The following is a 19,554-nucleotide window of genomic DNA, read 5'->3' on the forward strand; positions in this document are numbered from 1 at the left end:
CTCCGGGATCCGTGGGGATCGCGGAGCCGCCGCCTGCGGCGTACGGAGCGGGGGGCAGGCTCGGCAGGCTCAGGCCTGGGAGCCCGCCGTCCACTCGGCCCAGCTGAGGTTCCAGCCGTTGAGGCCGTTGTCGGCCTTGATGGTCGCGTCCGGGGAGTTCTTGACGATGACCACGTCGCCGATCATGGAGTTGTTGTAGAACCAGGCGGCGGGCTGGTTGGCGTCACCGGCACCCTTGGCGTCGGCGAGACCGACGCAGCCGTGGCTGGTGTTGGCGCTGCCGAAGATCGACTTGGCGCCCCAGTAGTTGCCGTGGATGAAGGTGCCCGACGTGGACAGCCGCATGGCGTGCGGCACGTCCTTGATGTCGTACTCGCCCTTGCCGTCGTCGTCGGTGAAGCCGACCGTCGAACCGTCCATCCGGGTCTCCTTGAACTTCTCGGAGATCACCATCTGGCCGTTGTACGTCGGGTTGTCCGACGAACCGGCCGAGATCGGGATGGTCTTGATCGTCTTGCCGTTCTGGGTGACGGTCATCGTGTGCGTCTTGGCGTCCACGGTCGACACCTGGTTGCGGCCGATCTTGAAGGTGACCGTCTTCTGCTGCACGCCGTAGACGCCGTCCGCGCCCTCGACGCCGTCCAGCGCCAGCTTCAGCGTGACGGTGGAGCCGCCCGTCCAGTAGTCCTCGGGGCGCAGGTCCAGGCGCTGGGAGTTGAACCAGTGGCCGGCGACCTGCTGGCCGCTGCTGGACGTCACGGTGATGCCGGCCTGGACGGCCTTCTGGTCCGTGATCGGCTTGTTGAAGTTGATCGAGACGGGCATGCCGACGCCGACGGTGGAGCCGTCCTCGGGGGTGAAGTTCCCGATGAAGCTGTTGGCGGGCGACACGGTGGTGAAGGAGGAGTTCTCGTGCGCCTCGCGGCCCTTCGAGTCCTGCGCCGTCGCGTTGATCTTGTAAGTGGTCGAACGCTCCAGCTGCGCGTCCGGCTTCCAGCTGGTGCCGTCGGCGGAAAGGGTGCCCTTGACGCTCTCGCCGGCCGCCGTGGTCATCGTGACGACGGTCAGCTTGCCCTTGGTGACCGTGACCTTGGCGGCGTTGTTGATGCTCGCGTTGGTCGCGCCGTTCTTCGGCGAGATCGCTATCTGCGCCTCGGAGGCCTCCTCGGCCGCCGCCTTGTCGACCTCGGCCGCCTGTGACTTCTTCGAGCTGTCGGGGCTGGGGCCGCCCTTGTCGCCGCCGTCGCTGCAGGCCGAAAGCACCAGCACGCCGCCGAGCAGTGCGGACGCGGCCATGAGGCCCTTGCGCCGTTTGCTGTCCGTCATCACACGCTTCTCCATCGTTGCCGAATCCCCGAAAACCCCGTGCCGACCCGTCGGTCGGCGAAACCCCGTCAATGTTCCAAGAACACCCTGGCCGGGTGCCCCGTTCCATATCTGTCCCAGATGTGGGGAACACCACTCATCGACGCGGTGGTGACAGCCGTGGTTCCCGCTGTTCATCACCTATGTACCAGCCGGTGCACGACCCGGTTGTACCGCATGTCCGCGATCCGGATCCACCGGCCGCTCACGCGCACCGGCCCCGGCCCGCCGAAGCGGGCCGGGGCCGGTGTTCCCACCCGCTAGGCCCGCCGCTGCGTGCTGCCGTGCTTGTCGTCCTTCTCCCCATTGTGCGGGACGCCGGAAGTGCTCCCGTCGCCGTCACCCTCTTCCTCGCCCTCGTCGGCGTAGTCGTCACCGTCCCCGTCCCCGTCCTCGTCCCGGCCGTCATCGAGGTCCCATCCGTCCGGGTCCTCCGGGTCGTAGTCGATGGTCTCGCTGCTCCAGGAGGCCTGGGTCAGCTCGACCCCGGGAACCTCACTGACCAGGTCGAACGGGTCGATCAGCGAGGCAAGGGCCTCCGCACCGTCTTCCCGTACCGCGGTCTCGGCATGCGTGCGTTCTTCGGCGGACTCGCCGCCGGGCTCGCCGTACTCCGCGGCGAGGCTTTCCAGGGCGGTTCCGCTCAGGGCTTCGGCGTCCGTGATCTCCAACACCATTTCGACACGAAGGCGAACGAATCGTGATGACTCAGAAGTACTCATGAGGCGGAGCGTAAGCCGCCTGCCGCCATGGCTTTCCCGCGACCCGCTGCGTTCATTAGCATCGGTGCAACATGCCTGAGGGGACCCGGCATTCGGGAAGCCCTCGTACGTACGGCTGCCCCGAGGGGGATCGATTCCGTGGCCATCACCCGCCGCCCGCTCCTGACCGCCACCGCTGCGGGAACGCTGCTCTGCGCCCTGTGGTTCGTCCCGTCCGCCAACGCGGGCGATGCGGCCACGGCCGCGGGCCCGGCCGGTCACAGCGCCGCCGTCGCCGGTCCGGAGACGGACACCGGCTCGCTCGCCGACACCGGGACCGGCATCGACACGACGCCGTACCTCATCGGCGGAATGGCGTTCCTGGGGATCGGAGCGGGCTTCGTGACCTACTCGGGCCGTCGCGGAGGTCCGCAGCCGGCCGTGTGACCGGGCCGCACCCGGCGGCCACCGGGTCCGCGCCCGGTGGCCGCTTCCGCGCAGGTCATACGGTCAGGCCAGCGGCCCCGTGACAGGCTCGACCGCCGCGACGAGCTTGCCCGCCCGGACGAAGGCGTCCGCCGCGGCCAGGTCCGGCGACAGGAACCGGTCCGGTCCCGGGCCCTCGACGCCCGCCGCCCGCAGCGCCTCGATGGCGGCGAGCGAGGCCGGGGCCGGGGTCAGCCCCTGCGCGGCGCGCAGTTCGACGGCGCGGGTCGCCGCGTACAGCTCGACGGCCACGATCCGGGCGAGGTTGTCGACGGCGGTACGGAGCTTGCGCGCGGCCGACCAGCCCATGGAGACGTGGTCCTCCTGCATCGCGGAGGACGGGATCGAGTCCGCGGAGGCGGGGACGGCGAGCCGCTTCATCTCGCTGACCAGGGCGGCCTGCGTGTACTGGGCGATCATCAGGCCGGAGTCGACACCTGGGTCGTCGGCGAGGAACGGCGGCAGGCCGTGCGAACGGTTCTTGTCCAGCAGCCGGTCGGTGCGGCGCTCGGCGATCGAACCGAGGTCCGCCGCGACGATCGCCAGGAAGTCCAGGACGTACGCGACCGGCGCCCCGTGGAAGTTGCCGTTGGACTCGACCCGGCCGTCGGGAAGCACCACCGGGTTGTCGACGGAGGAGGCCAGCTCGCGGTCGGCGACGGTCGCGGCGTACGCGAGGGTGTCGCGGCCCGCGCCGTTGACCTGGGGCGCACAGCGCACGGAGTAGGCGTCCTGGACGCGCGGCGCGTCGTCCTGGTGATGGCCGGTCAGACCCGAACCGGCGAGCACCCGCAGCATGTTGTCGGCGCTGGCGCCCTGGCCGGGGTGCGGGCGGATGGCGTGCAGCTCGGGGGCCAGGACCTTGTCCGTGCCGAGCAGCGCCTCCAGGGAGAGGGCCGCGGTGATGTCGGCCGAGGTGTAGAGGCTGCGCAGGTCGGCGAGGGCCATCACGAGCATGCCGAGCATGCCGTCGGTGCCGTTGAGGAGGGCGAGGCCCTCCTTCTCGCGCAGCTCGACCGGGGTGATGCCGTGGGCGGCGAGGAGCTCGCCTGCCGGGCGGACCGTCCCGTCGGGGCCCTCCGCGTCACCTTCACCCATCAGGGTCAGGGCGCAGTGCGAGAGCGGCGCCAGATCGCCGGAGCAGCCGAGGGAACCGTACTCGTGAACGACGGGTGTGATCTCGGCGTTGAGTACGTCAGCCATGGTCTGCGCGACCTCGGGCCGCACGCCCGTGTGACCGGAGGCGACCGTCTTCAGCCGCAGGAACATCAGCGCCCTGACGACCTCGCGCTCGACCCGCGGGCCCATGCCGGCGGCGTGCGAGCGGACGATGTTGCGCTGGAGCTGGGCACGGAGCTCCGGGCTGATGTGGCGGCTGGCCAGGGCGCCGAATCCGGTGGAGACGCCGTAGACCGGCTCGGGCTTGGCGGCGAGCGCGTCCACGATGTCGCGGGCGGCGGCCAGGGCGCTCACCGCGGCGGCGGAGAGCTCGACACGGGCGTTGCCGCGGGCCACGGCGATGACGTCCTGAGCGGTGGTACCGGACGTCCCCACCACGACTGTATGCATATCCATATTCAGAAGCGTACGGATTGAAACCCTTCATGTCACTAGTGGTCCTCGGGGTGACCCCTTACCTCGTCCGTCGGCTCGGGGACCGCTCCCCGCAGCCGGCGACGGTCATGGGCGGACTTCGGCGGGGAGTCGGCCAGCCGGATGACCTCGCCGTCACGCCCCGCCACCACGGGCCTCCGTGAGCGGGCCGCCTTCGCCCGGTACTGGGCGGCGTCCGCGAGCCGGAAGAGCCGCCGGGCGGAGACCACCGGGCCGATGGGGTCCCCGGTGGACGCGATCCCGCAGGCGACCCCGTTGCCGAACTCCAGCTCGGCGGCCCGCTCGCAGAGCTCCGTGGCCACCGCGATCACCTCGTCCGCACCGGGGCCCAGGGCCAGCAGACAGAACTCGTCCCCGCCGAGCCGGGCCGCGAGCGCTCCGGGCAGCATGGCCCCGCACCGGGACAACACGGAGCCGAAACGTTCCAGCAGACGGTCGCCGACGGCGTGCCCGTGCGTGTCGTTGACCCACTTGAGACCGTTGAGATCGCAGACGACCAGGCTCACCACCGAGCCGTCCTCCCGGTGCCGCTCCACCGCCTCGTCCAGCCGCATGTCCACGGCCCGCCGGTTGGCGAGGCCGGTCAGCGGATCGGTGAAGGCGAGCTTGCGCACCTCCTCCAGGCGCTCCGTCTGGGAGATCCCGGCGGCCACGACGGCGGCCAGCACCGTGGCGAAGTCCGCGTCCCGGCGGTCGAACACCGGCTCCCCCGACGGCCGCGCCACATAGAGCTCGCCCCAGGCCCGCCCGTGCAGCACGATCGGCGCGACGACGCAGCAGCCACGCCCGCGCCGGCGCAGCGCGGCCACCCGCTGATGGCAGTAGCCACGCCGGTAACCATGCGCACCCGACACGTCCGCACCCCCCGCGCCGGCGTCCCCGGGCTCCGGATCCACCGGACCGTCTGCGGTCTCCACCCAGGCGTCCGGCTCACCGCCCCCGGCCCACCGCTCGTGCAGGAACTCGGTGATCTCCGGGAACTGGTGCACGGGGTACGTCTCCTCGTCGGGGAACTCCTCCTCCCCGTCCGCCCGCTCGCCCGCGTTGACCAGGACCCGCAGCCGTCCGCGTCCGCGCTCCCAGACCGACAACGCGGCGAAACTGCCGCCCAGCGCCTCGCACGCCCCCAGCGCCGCCGCCCGCCAGCACCCCCGAGGGGTGTGCGCCGCCGCCATCGCCTGCGCAAGCGAAACCACGGCCCGCAGCCGCGCATCGTCACCACCCATCGCACCAGCTTATGTAGATTTGCGATGATTTGATCAGTTTGCGACCTGGATCAGGCACGGTGCGTCGCGGTACGCACACATGAAGTCACCCCGCGGGTCACTCCCCGGGCCAGTTCGGCTTCCGCTTCTCGTTGAACGCGGCCACGCCCTCCGCCCGGTCGCCGGAGAAGGCCACCGAACGCCAGGCCGAGTCCTCGACCTCCAGACCGGCCCGCAGATCCAGCCCGTGGCCGAGCCGCAGTGCCCGCTTGGCCGCTCGCAGCCCCACCGGGGAGTTCGCCGCGATCCGGCCGGCGAGCGCCAGCGCCTCGGTCCGGTCCTGACCGTCCGCGACCAGCTCGTCGACCAGCCCCAGCTCCCGCGCCTCGGCCGCCTCCACCCGGCGGGCGGTGAAGATCAGCTCCGCGGCGCGCGCCGCCCCGATCCTGCGCGGCAGCAGCTGGGTGCCGCCGCCTCCCGGGATGACGCCGACCGACACCTCGGGCAGACCGACCAGTGCGGTCGGATCGGCGACGATCAGATCGCAGGACAGGGCCAGCTCGAACCCGCCGCCCAGCGCGAAGCCGTGCACCGCGGCGATCGCCGGCATCGGCAGTTCCAGCACCCCGGTGTAGGCGGCGCGCGCGGTGGGCCGCTGGCGCACCAGGTCGGCGTCCGTGAAGGAGTTGCGCTCCTTGAGGTCCGCGCCGACGCAGAAGGCCCGCTCATGGCTGGAGGTGAGGACGGTGACCCGGACGTCCGGGTCGGCGGCGAGCGCGGCACAGGCGGCGGCGATCGAGCGGGCCATGTCCGTGGACACCGCGTTCATGGCCTTGGGCCGGTCGAGGACCAGCTCGGCGACATGCTCCAGCCCCTCGTGACCCCGTACGACGACGAACTCCCCGAACCGCTGCTCGGACGTGACGGTCATGACTGCACCCCTGTCGGTTAACGAGCGTTACCGGAGGGATCCTAGAGCTCTCCCCGGGCAGGAGGTCAGGGGGCCGTCAGGAGGTGCCGCGACGGGCCAGCAGCCACGGTTCGACGATGCCGAGGCCACGCACCGGGCGCTGCCACATCGGCTGCAGCCCGTAGCGGTACTTCGGTACGGGAGCCGGCTCCTCGCCGTCCGCGCTCTCCTTCGCGGCGGCCGCCTCCTCCGCGGCCCGGGCCTCGGAGACCGGAGCGTCGCCGGTCCGGGTCAGCTCCTCGGCGAACGCCCCGTCCACCAGGACGGCGTCCTTCGGCGCTATCGACGTCAGCCGGCTGGCGAGGTTCACCGTGGTACCGAAGACATCGCCCATCCGGGTGGTGACGGTGCCGAACGCGATGCCGACGCGCAGCGCCGGCATCGTCTCGTCCAGGGTCATCGCCTCGATGAGACGCAGCGCGATCTCGGAGGCCGTGCCCGCGTCGTCGGCGGCGAAGAGCACCTCGTCGCCGAGGGTCTTGATGAGCCGGCCGCCGTGCGCGGCCACGAGGTCGGCACAGGTGGTCTCGAAGGACTCGACGAGCTCGCCGAGCTCCTCCTCCTCCAGCCGGCGGGTCAGCCGGGTGAACCCGACGAGGTCGGCGAAGCCGACGGCCAGCCGCCGGTCGACCATCTCCTCGTCGTCCGCGGCCTGCACGACCCGGCCGGTGGCGGCGGCGAGCTGGCGCCGCCACACGTACACCAGGAACTCCTCCAGCTCCGGCAGGAGCAGTTCGATCAGGGGGTACGTGACCTCGGTGCGGGTCATTCCGGGCTCGGGCGGCTCGGTGAGGCCCTCCAGGAACGAATCGATCTGCCATTCCGCCAGCCGGGCGGTGGTCTGCCCGGTCGACCGGGCCACCTGGATCGCCATCGGCTCGCTGAGCAGCCCCGCCTCGACGAGACCGGACAGCCGCCGCAGCGCCAGGACGTCGGCCTCGGTCAGCGCCTTGGCCTGGCCGATGTCGGCGAACCCCATGGCCCGCCAGAACCGGGACGCCAGGTCCATGGAGACGCCCGCGGTCCGGGCGGCCTGGAACGGGGTGTAGCGCCGGTCGGCGCCCAGGATCAGCTGTTCCAGCCGGATCGCCAGCGGATCGTCGGTCGGTTCGGCCGTGTGGTCGACGTCGTGATGCGGTGTCGCGTGGACCGAGGAGTCCGACGGGGGCTCCGCGCCCGCGCCGGAGGTCGTGTCGCCGACGGTCACCAGCCGCCTCCTGCCCGTTCCCTGCGCACTGCCCTGCCGATCTGTCGGTGGATCGCCTCAACGATACGGCAGGTGTGCCCTACCTCACGTCGTCGAGGCGTTACCCGACGCGGGTCGGGGCGTGTGGCCCCGGGCTGCCTCAGGTCAGTCCACCCTCCGCGCCGCGCAGGTGCACGATGTCGCCCGCCGAGACCGGTTCGCGCAGGCCGTCCTCCGAGGACAGGACAAGCCGGCCGTCCCCGTCGATCGCCACCGCCTCGCCGGTGAGCGTGCGGTCGCCGGGCAGCTGGGCCCGTACCGTCCGGCCGAGCGTGGCGCAGCCCGCCGCGTAGGCCTCCTGGAGGCCGCTCGCCGCCGCGTCGCCGTCGGCCGCGCGCCACTGCCCGTACCACTGCTCCAGGGAGCGCAGCACGCCCCGCAGCAGGGTTTCCCGGTCGGTGGAGACCGCTCCCGCGAGAGCGAGCGAGGCGGCGGTGGGGGCGGGCAGCTCGTCGGTGCGCAGGGAGACGTTGAGGCCGATGCCGATGACGACGCCGTCGCCGGCCCGCTCGGCGAGGATGCCGCCCGTCTTGCGCTCCTCGCCGAACGGGGTCTCCCCCGGACGGAGCTTGTCGGAGTCCTCGGGGATGGTGACCAGGAGGTCGTTGGGCCATTTCAGTGCCGTGTCGACACCGGCCGACCGCGCCAGGCCGGTCGCCGCGGCGACCCCCGCCAGCAGCGGCAGCCAGCCCCATCGCTGCACCGGCACGGGCGCCGGCGCCAGGTAGACCGAGAAGAACAGGCCGGAGCGGGCCGGGGCGGTCCAGGTGCGGTCCAGACGGCCGCGTCCGGCGGTCTGCTCCTCGGCGACCAGGACGGCGCCCTCGGTCAGGGAGGCCGCGCGCCCCGCGAGGTCGGAGTTGGTCGAACCGGTGCTGTCGACGACGTCGAGGGAGGTCCACAGCCCGTCCGGCCGCAGCAGTCCGCGGCGCAGCGCGGGAACGTTCAGGGGCGGCCGGTCCAGGTCCGACCAACGGCTCTGTGGCGCATCCGAGGGTGTCATGCAAGCCACCCTAGGTGTGTCAAACGACGCACTGCCGAACGGTATCCGCGCCGATACGCTACGGATCAGTAGCCGTACAGCGCTGCGGGCCGTCAGCCGTTCATCCGCTGATCAGCAGCACCGTCGTCCCCGTGACCAGGCAGGGAGCCGCCACCCGATGTCCGAGCCGGAAGAGATCGACATCCACACCACCGCGGGCAAGCTCGCGGACCTGCAGCGCCGTATCGACGAGGCGACCCACGCGGGTTCCGCGCGCGCGGTGGAAAAGCAGCACGCGAAGGGCAAGTTGACCGCGCGTGAGCGCGTCGATCTCCTGCTCGACGAGGGTTCCTTCGTGGAGCTCGACGAATTCGCCCGGCACCGCTCGACGAACTTCGGCATCGAGAAGAACCGGCCGTACGGGGACGGTGTCGTCACCGGCTACGGCACGGTCGACGGCCGCCCCGTCTGCGTGTACTCGCAGGACTTCACCATCTTCGGCGGCTCGCTCGGCGAGGTCTACGGTGAGAAGATCGTCAAGGTGATGGACTTCGCGCTGAAGACCGGCTGTCCGGTCATCGGCATCAACGACGGCGGCGGCGCCCGCATCCAGGAGGGTGTCGCGGCGCTGGGCCTCTTCGCGGAGATCTTCCGCCGCAACGTGCACGCCTCGGGTGTGATCCCGCAGATCTCGCTGATCGTCGGACCGTGCGCGGGCGGCGCGGTCTACTCCCCCGCGATCACCGACTTCACGGTCATGGTCGACCAGACCTCGCACATGTTCATCACCGGGCCCGACGTCATCAAGACCGTCACCGGCGAGGACGTCGGCTTCGAGGAACTCGGCGGCGCCCGTACGCACAACACCACCTCCGGTGTGGCGCACCACATGGCGGGCGACGAGAAGGACGCCATCGAGTACGTCAAGTCGCTGCTGTCCTACCTGCCCTCGAACAACCTCTCCGAGGCCCCGGCCTTCCCGGAGGAGGCGGACCTGGAGACCACGGACGAGGACCGCGAACTCGACACGCTCATCCCGGACTCGGCGAACCAGCCGTACGACATGCACACCGCGATCGAGCACGTGCTGGACGACGGCGAATTCCTGGAGACCCAGGCCCTGTTCGCGCCGAACATCCTCACCGGCTTCGGCCGCGTGGAGGGTTACCCGGTCGGCATCGTCGCCAACCAGCCGATGCAGTTCGCCGGCTGCCTGGACATCAACGCCAGCGAGAAGGCGGCCCGGTTCGTCCGCACGTGCGACGCGTTCAACGTGCCCGTGCTGACCTTCGTCGACGTCCCGGGCTTCCTGCCGGGTGTCGACCAGGAGTACGGCGGCATCATCCGCCGCGGCGCCAAGCTGATCTACGCGTACGCGGAGGCGACCGTCCCGCTGATCACGGTGATCACCCGCAAGGCGTTCGGCGGCGCGTACGACGTCATGGGCTCCAAGCACCTGGGCGCCGACATCAACGTCGCCTGGCCCACCGCGCAGATCGCCGTCATGGGCGCGCAGGGCGCCGTCAACATCCTGCACCGCCGCACCATCGCCGCCGCCGAGGATCAGGACGCGACCCGTGCCGAGCTGATGGCGGACTACGAGGACGCGCTCCTCAACCCGTACGTGGCGGCCGAGCGCGGCTACGTCGACGCGGTGATCATGCCGCACGAGACCCGCGCCCAGGTGGTCAAGGGCCTGCGGCAGCTGCGCACCAAGCGGGAGTCGCTGCCCCCGAAGAAGCACGGCAACATCCCCCTCTAGAAAGGGTCCTGGCCATGATCAAGGTCGTACGGGGCAACCCGACCCCGGAGGAGCTGGCCGCCGCCGTGGCGGTGGTGCAGGCGCGCGCCGCGGCGGCGTCCGCCGTGTCGTCCGGCGTGCCGGAACTGCCCGCACAGTGGTCCGACCCGGGCCGACTGGCCCGGCGCGGCCGCCACCTGCCGGGACCGCGCGCCTGGGCGCGTACGTACTGGCCCGGGTAGGCGTGGCGCGTGTGGCGGCGGTTGAGTACGCGTACTCAGGCGCCGCCACGGTTCGCACCGCAGGATCGGATCATGCTGTGGTCCGATCCCGAGAACAAGCCGCCGAAGGAACTGCGCGACGCCCAGGACATGCTCCGGCGCGCGGGCCTCGTGCTCGCGCTGGCCATGGTGGTCGCGATGTTCGTCCTGGGCGCCCGCTGACACCGTCTCCAGCGGGTACGGCTCATTTGTACGATGGCCCGCATGACTGATCCCGCACCCCGCCGCCTCGTACTCGCCTCCGCCTCGCCCGCCCGTCTCGCCCTGCTGCGGCAGGCCGGGTTCGCGCCCGAGGTGATCGTCAGCGGGGTCGACGAGGACGCGCTGAGCGCCCCGACCCCGGCGGAGCTCGCGCTCGTCCTGGCCGAGGCCAAGGCCGGGGTGGTGGCCGGGCTGCCGCAGGCCGCCGGGGCCCTGGTCATCGGGTGCGACTCGGTGCTCGAACTGGACGGTCAGGCGCTCGGCAAGCCGGCCGACGCCGAGGAGGCAACGGCCCGCTGGAAGTCCATGCGGGGGCGCTCCGGGGTCCTGCAGACGGGCCACTGCCTGACCGACACCGCGAGCGGGCGCACCGCCTCCGCGACCGCGTCCACGACGGTCCGCTTCGGTGAGCCCTCGGACGCCGAGATCGCCGCCTACGTGGCCTCCGGCGAACCGCTGCACGTCGCGGGCGCCTTCACCCTCGACGGGCGCTCGGCACCGTTCGTGGACTCGATCGACGGCGACCCGGGCAATGTCATCGGTCTTTCGCTGCCGCTGCTGCGCCGGCTGCTGGGCGAGCTGGGACTCCAGGTCACCGACCTCTGGGTCTGAGCGGCCCGGTTCAGGCCGGGGCCGGCGCCGCCGGCTGTTCGGGCTCGGCCCCGGCGGCCGGTTCGCCGTCGGCGGGGCCGTACGCCACCAGGGTCAGCACGATCAGTCCGAGCACCACCATCATGAGGGCGAACGCCGCCCAGCCCACCAGACCGACCGTCAGCGCGCCCAGCACGCCGTGGACGACGGCGCAGCCGATGAGCGCGATCCGGGCGGCACGGCCCGGGGCCCGGTCACGGATGCCGGCCACCAGGAGCAGCACTCCGCAGAGCACCAGGAACAGTCCCGAGACGCCTCCCAGCACCCAGGTCCCCTTGGACATGACACCGGGATCGGTGCCGGCCAGGGACATGTCCTGGTTCTTCACGACCGTTCCCAGGACGACGTTGATGATCACGATGCCCACGGCTTCCGCGAACAGCACGAGCGCGGCTATGAAAGCCACCGGCCTGCGCACCACGGCGCTCACCCCCTGTTACCTGCAGTACGTGCGATAGCGCGGACCCTACTAACGGGTAATCCTCCGGACAAGGGGTTCGGCGCCCCCTTCCTGCACCCGTACGCCCCGGCTGCGCGCCCCCTTGTCCACGCCCAAGTGCGTCGGGCAAAGAATCACGCGTCGCTTAGTAGGAAGTCCACAAAGAAAAGGTGGGAGTCGGTGCCCGTGCCGACAGAGACCTGGACCACACCTCGTGGCTACTGTGCGGTCATGGTTCCCGGCGTACCGTGGTGCCACAAGGGATTTCGCGACTCGAGCAAGCCTCGAATCACACTCCGTGTGGGCAAGCTCACCAATGGGGACGGGTCGTAGGACCGTGTCGGTTGTCCCTAAACTCAGCTTGTTTCAAGGAGGGAGCCATCGTGCGCAAGGTGCTCATCGCCAACCGTGGCGAAATTGCTGTCCGTGTTGCCCGTGCTTGCCGGGACGCGGGAATCGGGAGCGTGGCCGTCTACGCAGACCCGGACCGCGACGCTCTGCATGTGCGTGCGGCCGACGAGGCATTCGCGCTGGGCGGTGACACCCCGGCCGCCAGCTACCTGGACATGGCCAAGGTGCTCCAGGCGGCCAAGGACTCCGGGGCGGACGCGATCCACCCGGGTTACGGCTTCCTCTCGGAGAACGCCGAGTTCGCCCAGGCCGTGCTCGACGCCGGCCTCACGTGGATCGGCCCGCCGCCCCAGGCGATCCGGGACCTCGGTGACAAGGTCGCCGCCCGCCACATCGCCCAGCGCGCCGGCGCCCCGCTCGTCGCGGGCACCCCGGACCCGGTCGAGGGTTCCGCCGAGGTCGTCGCCTTCGCCAAGGAGCACGGGCTGCCGATCGCGATCAAGGCCGCGTTCGGCGGTGGCGGACGCGGACTGAAGGTCGCGCGCACGCTGGAGGAGATCCCGGAGCTGTACGACTCCGCGGTCCGTGAGGCCGTCGCCGCGTTCGGGCGCGGGGAGTGCTTCGTGGAGCGCTACCTCGACAAGCCGCGGCACGTGGAGACCCAGTGCCTGGCCGACACCCACGGCAACGTGGTCGTCGTCTCCACCCGTGACTGCTCGCTCCAGCGCCGCCACCAGAAGCTCGTCGAGGAGGCCCCGGCCCCCTTCCTGTCCGAGGCGCAGAACGCTGAGCTGTACGCGGCGTCCAAGGCGATCCTGAAGGAGGCCGGCTACGTCGGCGCCGGCACGGTCGAGTTCCTCGTCGGCACCGACGGCACGATCTCCTTCCTGGAGGTCAACACCCGCCTCCAGGTCGAGCACCCGGTCACCGAGGAGGTCACCGGAATCGACCTCGTACGCGAGATGTTCCGCATCGCCGACGGCGAGGAACTCGGCTACGACGACCCGCAGATGCGCGGCCACTCCTTCGAGTTCCGCATCAACGGCGAGGACCCGGGCCGCGGCTTCCTGCCCGCCCCCGGCACTGTCACCGTCTTCGCACCGCCGAGCGGCCCCGGCGTCCGCCTCGACGCGGGCGTGGAGTCCGGCTCGGTCATCGGCCCGGCCTGGGACTCCCTGCTCGCCAAGCTGATCGTGACCGGCGCGACCCGCGAGCAGGCGCTCCAGCGCGCGGCCCGCGCCCTGGCCGAGTTCAACGTCGAGGGCATGGCCACCGCCATCCCCTTCCACCGCGCGGTCGTCGTCGACCCCGCGTTCACGTCCGACCCGTTCCGCATCCACACCCGCTGGATCGAGACGGAGTTCGTCAACGAGATCAAGCCGTTCGCCGCACCGGCCGACACGGAGGCGGACGAGGAGTCCGGCCGCGAGACGGTCGTCGTCGAGGTCGGCGGCAAGCGCCTCGAGGTCTCCCTGCCCTCCTCGCTCGGCATGAGCCTGGCCCGCACGGGACTCGCGGCGGGCGCCAAGCCCAAGCGCCGCGCGGCCAAGAAGTCCGGCTCCGCCGTCTCCGGCGACACCCTCGCCTCCCCGATGCAGGGCACCATCGTGAAGATCGCGGTGGAAGAGGGCCAGGAGGTCAAGGAAGGCGACCTGATCGTCGTCCTGGAAGCCATGAAGATGGAACAGCCCCTCAACGCACACCGCGCCGGCACCATCAAGAGCCTGGCCGCAGAGGTCGGCAGCTCGGTCTCCTCCGGCGCCGTCATCTGCGAGATCAAGGACTGACCCGCACGGCATCCGTTCCCACCTGTTCCACCGGCGCCCCGCTCATGTCATCGGACGTGACCGGGGCGCCGGTCATTGCGGGGAGCGAGCCGCCCGTTCAGCGTTACGGAGGGCACCTCCGGTTACCCGGTGGCATCCTGGACCCCGGGGCGGACACAGGGAGGACTGCGCAATGGCGATCAGTACGGCAGGGACACCGGTCCGCACGCCGGACCGGCCCATGCGCGCCGACGCGCGCCGCAACTACGACCGGCTGCTCACGGAGGCCCGCAACTCCTTCGCCGAGCACGGCACGGACGCCTCCCTGGAGGACGTCGCACGCCGGGCGGGCGTGGGCATCGGCACCCTGTACCGGCACTTCCCGACCCGGCACGTGCTGATGAGCGCGGTCTTCCAGGAGGCCGTGGCCGCCCTGATCGCCCGCTCCCGCGAACTGGCCGGGGCGGAGCAGCCGTGCACCGGCCTGGTGGAGTGGCTGGGCGCGCTCATCACTCATGCGGGTGAGTACCGGGGGCTGGCCCAGGCACTCATGTCGACGTGCCGGGACGAGACCTCGGCCCTGTCACCGTGCAACGTGCCGTTGCGCGAGGCGGGTTCGGTGCTGCTGGCCCGGGCGCAGTCGAGCGGGGCGGTACGGGCCGAGGTGTCCATCGACGACCTGATGCAGCTGACGAACGCGATCGCCCTGGCCGCCGAGCAGTCACCGGACGATCCGGAGCTGGCGAAGCGATTGCTGACGCTGACCCTGCGAGGCCTGAGCAGCTCCGGCTCCTCCGAGCCTCCCAGCCCTTCCGGCGGTTGAGGAGCACCGGTCCGGGGCAAATCAAGCCCCTCCGGCGATCGAGGAGCGACGGTCCGGGCCAAACGAAGCCCCTCCGGCGATCGAGGAGCGGGGGTCCGGGGCAAATCCCCTCCGGCGACCGAACAGCGACGGTCCGGGGCAAATCAAGCCCCTCCGGCGATTGAGGAGCGGGGGTCCGGGGGCGGAGCCCCCGAAACCCGCTACCGGCGGCGCAGGTCCGCGACGCGCGCCCGGTCCCCCTGCCCCTGTTCCGCCAGCACCGACGCCCCCCGCAACTGCTGCGCATGCGTGCGCCGCTGCCCCGGCAGGGGCATGTCGCGACGGGCGGACCGGCCGGGCGGACCGGAGTCCGCGGAGGACGCTCCCCCCGCGGCGCCCGCCACCGCGATCTGCACGCCCTGATCGGCCAGGGCCTGCAACTCCGCGGCTGCCCGGTCGTCGTGCGCGGCCGGTTCGTCCGTCACCAGACGGGTGATGAGATCCGTCGGCACGGTCTGGAACATGGTGTCGGAACCGAGCTTGGTGTGGTCGGCGAGGACCACCACCTCCCCCGCGGCCTGCACCAGCGCCCGGTCCACGCTCGCGGAGAGCATGTTGGACGTGGAGAGTCCGCGCTCGGCGGTGAGCCCGCTCCCGGACAGGAAGGCGCGCGAGACCCGCAGCCCCTGGAGCGACTGCTCGGCCCCACTGCCCACCAGGGCGTAGTTGGAACCGCGCAGGGTGCCCCCGGTCATCACCACTTCCACCCGGTTGGCATGGGCCAACGCCTGGGCGACGAGCAGCGAGTTGGTGACCACGGTCAGACCGGGGACCCGCGCGAGCCGGCGGGCCAGCTCCTGCGTGGTCGTACCGGCGCCGACCACGATGGCCTCGCCCTCTTCGACGAGACCGGCGGCCAGGTCGGCGATGGCCGTTTTCTCCGCGGTGGCGAGATGGGATTTCTGCGGAAAGCCGGACTCCCGCGTAAAACCGCCCGGCAAAACCGCACCGCCGTGCCGGCGGTCGAGGAGTCCTTCTGCCTCCAGTGCCCGCACGTCCCGCCGTACGGTCACTTCGGAGGTCTGGACGACGCGGGCGAGCTCACGGAGCGATACCGCCCCGTTGGCACGCACCATTTCGAGGATCAACTGACGACGTTCTGCAGCGAACACAAAACTGACAGTAACGTGACCGCCCGAGCGTTTTCAGCTGTTTGCGCCGAATAACAGAAGTTGTACATACAAGGGGCCGCCAAGTGGTATAGGCGGCCCCGTTGTTGTTCCGTACTGATCGAACGGCGGTCCGCGACCGCCTGAGTTGCCGGGGGTTGCCGGGGAATGCCGGTTTCCCCGGGGCTCCCAGGGGCTTCCCGCGAGGTGGTTACGCCTCGCCCGCCTGCTTCCGGGTGTGCAACTGCCGGGCCACTTCCGCGATCGATCCCGACAGGGACGGATACACAGTGAAGGCGTTTGCGATCTGTTCCACGGTCAGATTGTTGTCGACCGCGATCGAGATGGGATGGATCAGCTCGCTCGCCTTAGGCGCGACGACACAACCGCCGACCACGATGCCGGTGCCGGGCCGGCAGAAGATCTTGACGAAGCCGTCCCGGATGCCCTGCATCTTGGCGCGCGGGTTGCGCAGCAGCGGAAGCTTGACGACGCGGGCGTCGATCTTGCCGCCGTCGACGTCGGCCTGGGTGTAGCCGACCGTGGCGATCTCGGGGTCGGTGAAGACGTTCGAGGAGACCGTCTTCAGGTTCAGCGGCGCCACCGCGTCGCCGAGGAAGTGGTACATCGCGATCCGGCCCTGCATGGCGGCGACCGAGGCGAGCGCGAAGATCCCGGTGACGTCACCGGCCGCGTAGACGCCCGGCGCGCTGGTGCGGGAGACCTTGTCGGTCCAGATGTGGCCCGAGTCCTTGAGCCGGACCCCGGCATCCTCCAGACCCATGCCCGCGCTGTTCGGGATCGCGCCGACCGCCATCAGGCAGTGCGAGCCGGTGATGACCCGGCCGTCGGCGAGGGTCACCTCGACCCGGTCGCCGACCCGCTTGGCGGACTGGGCGCGGGAGCGGGCCATCACGTTCATGCCGCGGCGCCGGAAGACGTCCTCCAGGACGGCCGCGGCGTCCGGGTCCTCGCCCGGCAGCACCCGGTCGCGGGAGGAGACGAGGGTGACGCGGGATCCGAGGGCCTGGTAGGCACCGGCGAACTCGGCGCCGGTGACACCGGAGCCGACGACGATGAGCTCCTCGGGGAGCTCGTCGAGGTCGTAGACCTGGGTCCAGTTCAGGATCCGCTCGCCGTCGGGGAGCGCGTCCGGGATCTCCCGGGGGTGACCGCCGGTGGCGATCAGCACGGCGTCCGCGGTGAGCGTCTCCTCCGTACCGTCGGCCGCCGTGACGACGACCTGGCGGGAGCCGTCGGCGGCCTGGAGGCCCTCCAGACGGCCGCGCCCGCGCATCACCCGTGCGCCGGCACGGGTGACGGAGGCGGTGATGTCGTGGGACTGGGCGAGCGCGAGGCGCTTCACCCGTCGGTTGACCTTGCCCAGGTCGACGCCGACCACCCGCGCCGCCTGCTCTATGTGCGGCGTGTCGTCCGCGACGATGATGCCGAGCTCCTCGTACGAGGAGTCGAAGGTGGTCATCACCTCTGCCGTCGCGATCAGGGTCTTCGAGGGCACGCAGTCGGTGAGCACGGACGCGCCGCCGAGGCCGTCACAGTCGACGACGGTCACCTCCGCGCCGAGCTGGGCGCCCACCAATGCCGCCTCGTACCCGCCGGGTCCGCCGCCGATGATCACGATCCGGGTCACGAAAAGTCCGCCTCGCGTTTCTCGTCCCGCGGCCGTCTGCTGTCCCGGCCGGGGTCCGGGGGGCCGCCCCGGGGGAATGCAGTACGTACTTCATTGTCCCGCACGCGCCAAGGTGCTTCGCCCCGGGGCCCTCCATACGTGCGCCGGGGCGCCCCGGGCACGGGCGCCGGCCGGTCGGACCGGCCGGCGCGCGGGGGCGGCCGGCCCGGAATCCGGATCCCCGGGCAGGGTGGTTCCTCCCAGGAATCGACGCTCCCGGTGTCACCTCCCGTACCCTCGATCCCATGTCGCTCTACGCCGCGTACGCCGGCAACCTCGACGCGCGGCTGATGACGCGCCGCGCACCGCACTCCCCGCTGCGCGGCACCGGCTGGCTGAACGGCTGGCGGCTGACGTTCGGCGGCGAGCAGATGGGCTGGGAGGGCGCGCTGGCCACGGTGGTCGAGGCGCCGCGCTCCCAGGTGTTTGTCGCGCTCTACGACCTGGCGCCCATGGACGAGGACTCCATGGACCGCTGGGAGGGCGTCGGCCTGGACATCTACCGCCGCATGCGGGTCCGGGTGCACACCCTGGACGGCGAGGAGCCGGCCTGGATGTATGTGCTGAACGGGTACGAGGGCGGGCTGCCGTCGGCCCGCTACCTGGGCGAGGTGGCCGACGCGGCCGATTCCGCGGGCGCGCCGCACGACTATGTGATGGAACTCCGCAAGCGCCCCTGCTGACCGCCGGAAACCCGCTCTGATCTGGCTTTTCCCCGCCTCACCCGCGGCTCGCTGTGGGAACACACAAACGAACGCGCCAAGACTCTGTACAGGAGCATCTACGCGCGTAGGGATTCAGCGGTTACGCTCATCCGCGTGAACGCATCAGTTATTCCGGACCACATCCAGGGCGACCCGCACGCCGCCGCCGCCGACGCCGCTGCCCGCCTGCGCGAGCTGACCGGTGCCGAGACCCACGACGTCGCCCTCGTGATGGGTTCCGGCTGGGCGCCGGCCGGCGATGCGCTCGGCACTCCGGAGGCCGAGTTCCCGGTGACGGACCTGCCCGGCTTCCCCGCCCCCGCGGTCGAGGGCCACGGCGGCACGATCCGCTCGTACCGCATCGGCGAGAAGCGCGTCCTGGTCTTCCTGGGCCGCACGCACTTCTACGAGGGCCGCGGCGTCGCCGCCGTGTCGCACGGGGTGCGTACCGCCGTCGCCGCGGGCTGCAAGACCATCGTGCTGACGAACGGCTGCGGCGGTCTGCGCGAGGGCATGCGCCCCGGACAGCCGGTCCTGATCAGCGACCACATCAACCTCACGGCGGCGTCGCCGATCATCGGCGCCAACTTCGTCGATCTGACCGACCTGTACTCGCCGCGGCTGCGGGCGCTGTGCAAGGAGATCGACGAGACCCTCGAAGAGGGCGTGTACGTGCAGTTCCCCGGCCCGCACTACGAGACCCCGGCCGAGATCAACATGGTCCGTGTGATGGGCGGCGACCTCGTCGGCATGTCCACCGTGCTGGAGGCCATCGCGGCCCGCGAGGCGGGTGCCGAGGTGCTGGGCATCTCCCTGGTGACGAACCTGGCGGCGGGGCTGAGCGGGGAGCCGCTGAACCACGAAGAGGTGCTCCAGGCGGGGCGCGACTCGGCGACCCGGATGGGGTCGCTGCTGGCGAGGGTCCTGGACCGGATCTGACGGCGGGGGCGCGCCGTTTCGGGGGGCGCTGCCCCCGTACCCCCGCTCCTCAATCTCCCCCAGACTTCGTCCGGGGGACCCCCAGGGGCTTGATTGTGCCCCCGCTGGACGTGAATCCCAGCCTCGCCGGCGTTTGAGGCGCGGGGGCCCGGGGCGGAGCCCCGCACCTCAGCCTCGCCGGCGTTTGAGGCGCGGGGGCCCGGGGCAGCGCCCCCGGTTACGGGAAGGGGCGGGGAGGGGACAAGGCCCGC

19 protein-coding genes are annotated in these 19,554 nt (G+C 71.3%); 9 read left to right on the forward strand and 10 right to left on the reverse strand.

The window, feature by feature from the left end:
- Positions 1-69 precede the first annotated feature (69 nt).
- Positions 70-1,326: a L,D-transpeptidase gene (locus OG959_RS13275; RefSeq protein ID WP_326658382.1), complete on the reverse strand. Its 1,257-nt coding sequence runs from the start codon at positions 1,324-1,326 to the stop codon at positions 70-72.
- Between the two features lie 299 nt (positions 1,327-1,625).
- Positions 1,626-2,042 (reverse strand): hypothetical protein, encoded by a 417-nt coding sequence (locus tag OG959_RS13280; protein WP_326658383.1) that lies wholly within the window; start codon positions 2,040-2,042, stop codon positions 1,626-1,628.
- 183 nt (positions 2,043-2,225) lie between these two features.
- On the opposite strand from OG959_RS13280, the gene OG959_RS13285 reads away from it, so the two are divergent.
- Positions 2,226-2,513, forward strand: coding sequence for an LPXTG cell wall anchor domain-containing protein (locus OG959_RS13285; protein ID WP_326658384.1), 288 nt, complete (start codon positions 2,226-2,228; stop codon positions 2,511-2,513).
- A 63-nt stretch (positions 2,514-2,576) separates the two neighbouring features.
- Here OG959_RS13285 and hutH read toward each other — a convergent pair whose 3' ends face one another.
- From hutH to OG959_RS13310, 5 genes are all read right to left on the reverse strand, one after another.
- On the reverse strand, positions 2,577-4,127 hold the full coding sequence (gene hutH / locus OG959_RS13290) for a histidine ammonia-lyase (RefSeq protein ID WP_326658385.1): 1,551 nt from the start codon (positions 4,125-4,127) through the stop codon (positions 2,577-2,579).
- 35 nt (positions 4,128-4,162) lie between these two features.
- Entirely contained in the window at positions 4,163-5,392 is a 1,230-nt protein-coding gene (locus OG959_RS13295) for a GGDEF domain-containing protein (protein WP_326658386.1), read from the reverse strand.
- Between the two features lie 97 nt (positions 5,393-5,489).
- On the reverse strand, positions 5,490-6,302 hold the full coding sequence (locus OG959_RS13300; protein ID WP_326658388.1) for an enoyl-CoA hydratase/isomerase family protein: 813 nt from the start codon (positions 6,300-6,302) through the stop codon (positions 5,490-5,492).
- 76 nt (positions 6,303-6,378) lie between these two features.
- Positions 6,379-7,548 (reverse strand): adenylate/guanylate cyclase domain-containing protein, encoded by a 1,170-nt coding sequence (locus tag OG959_RS13305; RefSeq protein WP_326658389.1) that lies wholly within the window; start codon positions 7,546-7,548, stop codon positions 6,379-6,381.
- 139 nt (positions 7,549-7,687) lie between these two features.
- Positions 7,688-8,590 carry a biotin--[acetyl-CoA-carboxylase] ligase gene (locus OG959_RS13310; protein WP_326658390.1) on the reverse strand — a complete coding sequence of 301 codons (903 nt, stop codon included), beginning with the start codon at positions 8,588-8,590 and terminating at the stop codon, positions 7,688-7,690.
- Positions 8,591-8,747: 157 nt separating this feature from the next.
- Between OG959_RS13310 and OG959_RS13315 the strand changes: the two genes are divergently transcribed.
- The 4 genes from OG959_RS13315 to OG959_RS13330 all read left to right on the forward strand — a co-directional run bounded on the left by OG959_RS13315 (position 8,748) and on the right by OG959_RS13330 (position 11,404).
- Positions 8,748-10,331 (forward strand): acyl-CoA carboxylase subunit beta, encoded by a 1,584-nt coding sequence (locus OG959_RS13315; protein ID WP_326658392.1) that lies wholly within the window; start codon positions 8,748-8,750, stop codon positions 10,329-10,331.
- A gap of 14 nt (positions 10,332-10,345) precedes the next feature.
- The gene (locus OG959_RS13320) at positions 10,346-10,552 is read left to right on the forward strand and encodes an acyl-CoA carboxylase epsilon subunit (RefSeq protein WP_326658393.1); all 207 of its coding nucleotides are present in this window, start codon (positions 10,346-10,348) and stop codon (positions 10,550-10,552) included.
- 72 nt (positions 10,553-10,624) lie between these two features.
- The gene (gene mmpB / locus OG959_RS13325) at positions 10,625-10,753 is read left to right on the forward strand and encodes a morphogenic membrane protein MmpB (RefSeq protein ID WP_326658394.1); all 129 of its coding nucleotides are present in this window, start codon (positions 10,625-10,627) and stop codon (positions 10,751-10,753) included.
- Positions 10,754-10,786: 33 nt separating this feature from the next.
- Positions 10,787-11,404 (forward strand): Maf family protein, encoded by a 618-nt coding sequence (locus tag OG959_RS13330; protein WP_326658395.1) that lies wholly within the window; start codon positions 10,787-10,789, stop codon positions 11,402-11,404.
- 10 nt (positions 11,405-11,414) lie between these two features.
- On the opposite strand, the gene OG959_RS13335 is transcribed toward OG959_RS13330, so the two are convergent.
- On the reverse strand, positions 11,415-11,873 hold the full coding sequence (locus OG959_RS13335) for a hypothetical protein (protein ID WP_326658396.1): 459 nt from the start codon (positions 11,871-11,873) through the stop codon (positions 11,415-11,417).
- A 392-nt stretch (positions 11,874-12,265) separates the two neighbouring features.
- Between OG959_RS13335 and OG959_RS13340 the strand changes: the two genes are divergently transcribed.
- Positions 12,266-14,020: an acetyl/propionyl/methylcrotonyl-CoA carboxylase subunit alpha gene (locus OG959_RS13340; RefSeq protein ID WP_326658397.1), complete on the forward strand. Its 1,755-nt coding sequence runs from the start codon at positions 12,266-12,268 to the stop codon at positions 14,018-14,020.
- A gap of 172 nt (positions 14,021-14,192) precedes the next feature.
- On the forward strand, positions 14,193-14,822 hold the full coding sequence (locus OG959_RS13345) for a TetR/AcrR family transcriptional regulator (RefSeq protein ID WP_326658398.1): 630 nt from the start codon (positions 14,193-14,195) through the stop codon (positions 14,820-14,822).
- A 200-nt stretch (positions 14,823-15,022) separates the two neighbouring features.
- On the opposite strand, the gene OG959_RS13350 is transcribed toward OG959_RS13345, so the two are convergent.
- Together OG959_RS13350 and OG959_RS13355 are read right to left on the reverse strand one after the other, a co-directional pair.
- Complete coding sequence (locus tag OG959_RS13350; protein ID WP_326658399.1) at positions 15,023-15,973, reverse strand: DeoR/GlpR family DNA-binding transcription regulator; 951 nt, start codon at positions 15,971-15,973, stop codon at positions 15,023-15,025.
- 208 nt (positions 15,974-16,181) lie between these two features.
- Positions 16,182-17,621, reverse strand: a complete 1,440-nt coding sequence (locus tag OG959_RS13355; protein WP_326658400.1) for an NAD(P)H-quinone dehydrogenase — start codon at positions 17,619-17,621, stop codon at positions 16,182-16,184.
- Positions 17,622-17,905: 284 nt separating this feature from the next.
- Here OG959_RS13355 and OG959_RS13360 point away from each other — a divergent pair, with 284 nt between their 5' ends.
- Positions 17,906-18,343, forward strand: coding sequence for a gamma-glutamylcyclotransferase (locus OG959_RS13360; protein ID WP_136327705.1), 438 nt, complete (start codon positions 17,906-17,908; stop codon positions 18,341-18,343).
- Between the two features lie 135 nt (positions 18,344-18,478).
- Positions 18,479-19,303: a purine-nucleoside phosphorylase gene (locus OG959_RS13365; protein WP_326658401.1), complete on the forward strand. Its 825-nt coding sequence runs from the start codon at positions 18,479-18,481 to the stop codon at positions 19,301-19,303.
- The last annotated feature ends 251 nt before the right edge of the window (positions 19,304-19,554 follow it).

The sequence above is a fragment of the Streptomyces sp. NBC_00385 genome (assembly GCF_035917155.1).
Lineage (GTDB): Bacteria > Actinomycetota > Actinomycetes > Streptomycetales > Streptomycetaceae > Streptomyces > Streptomyces poriferorum.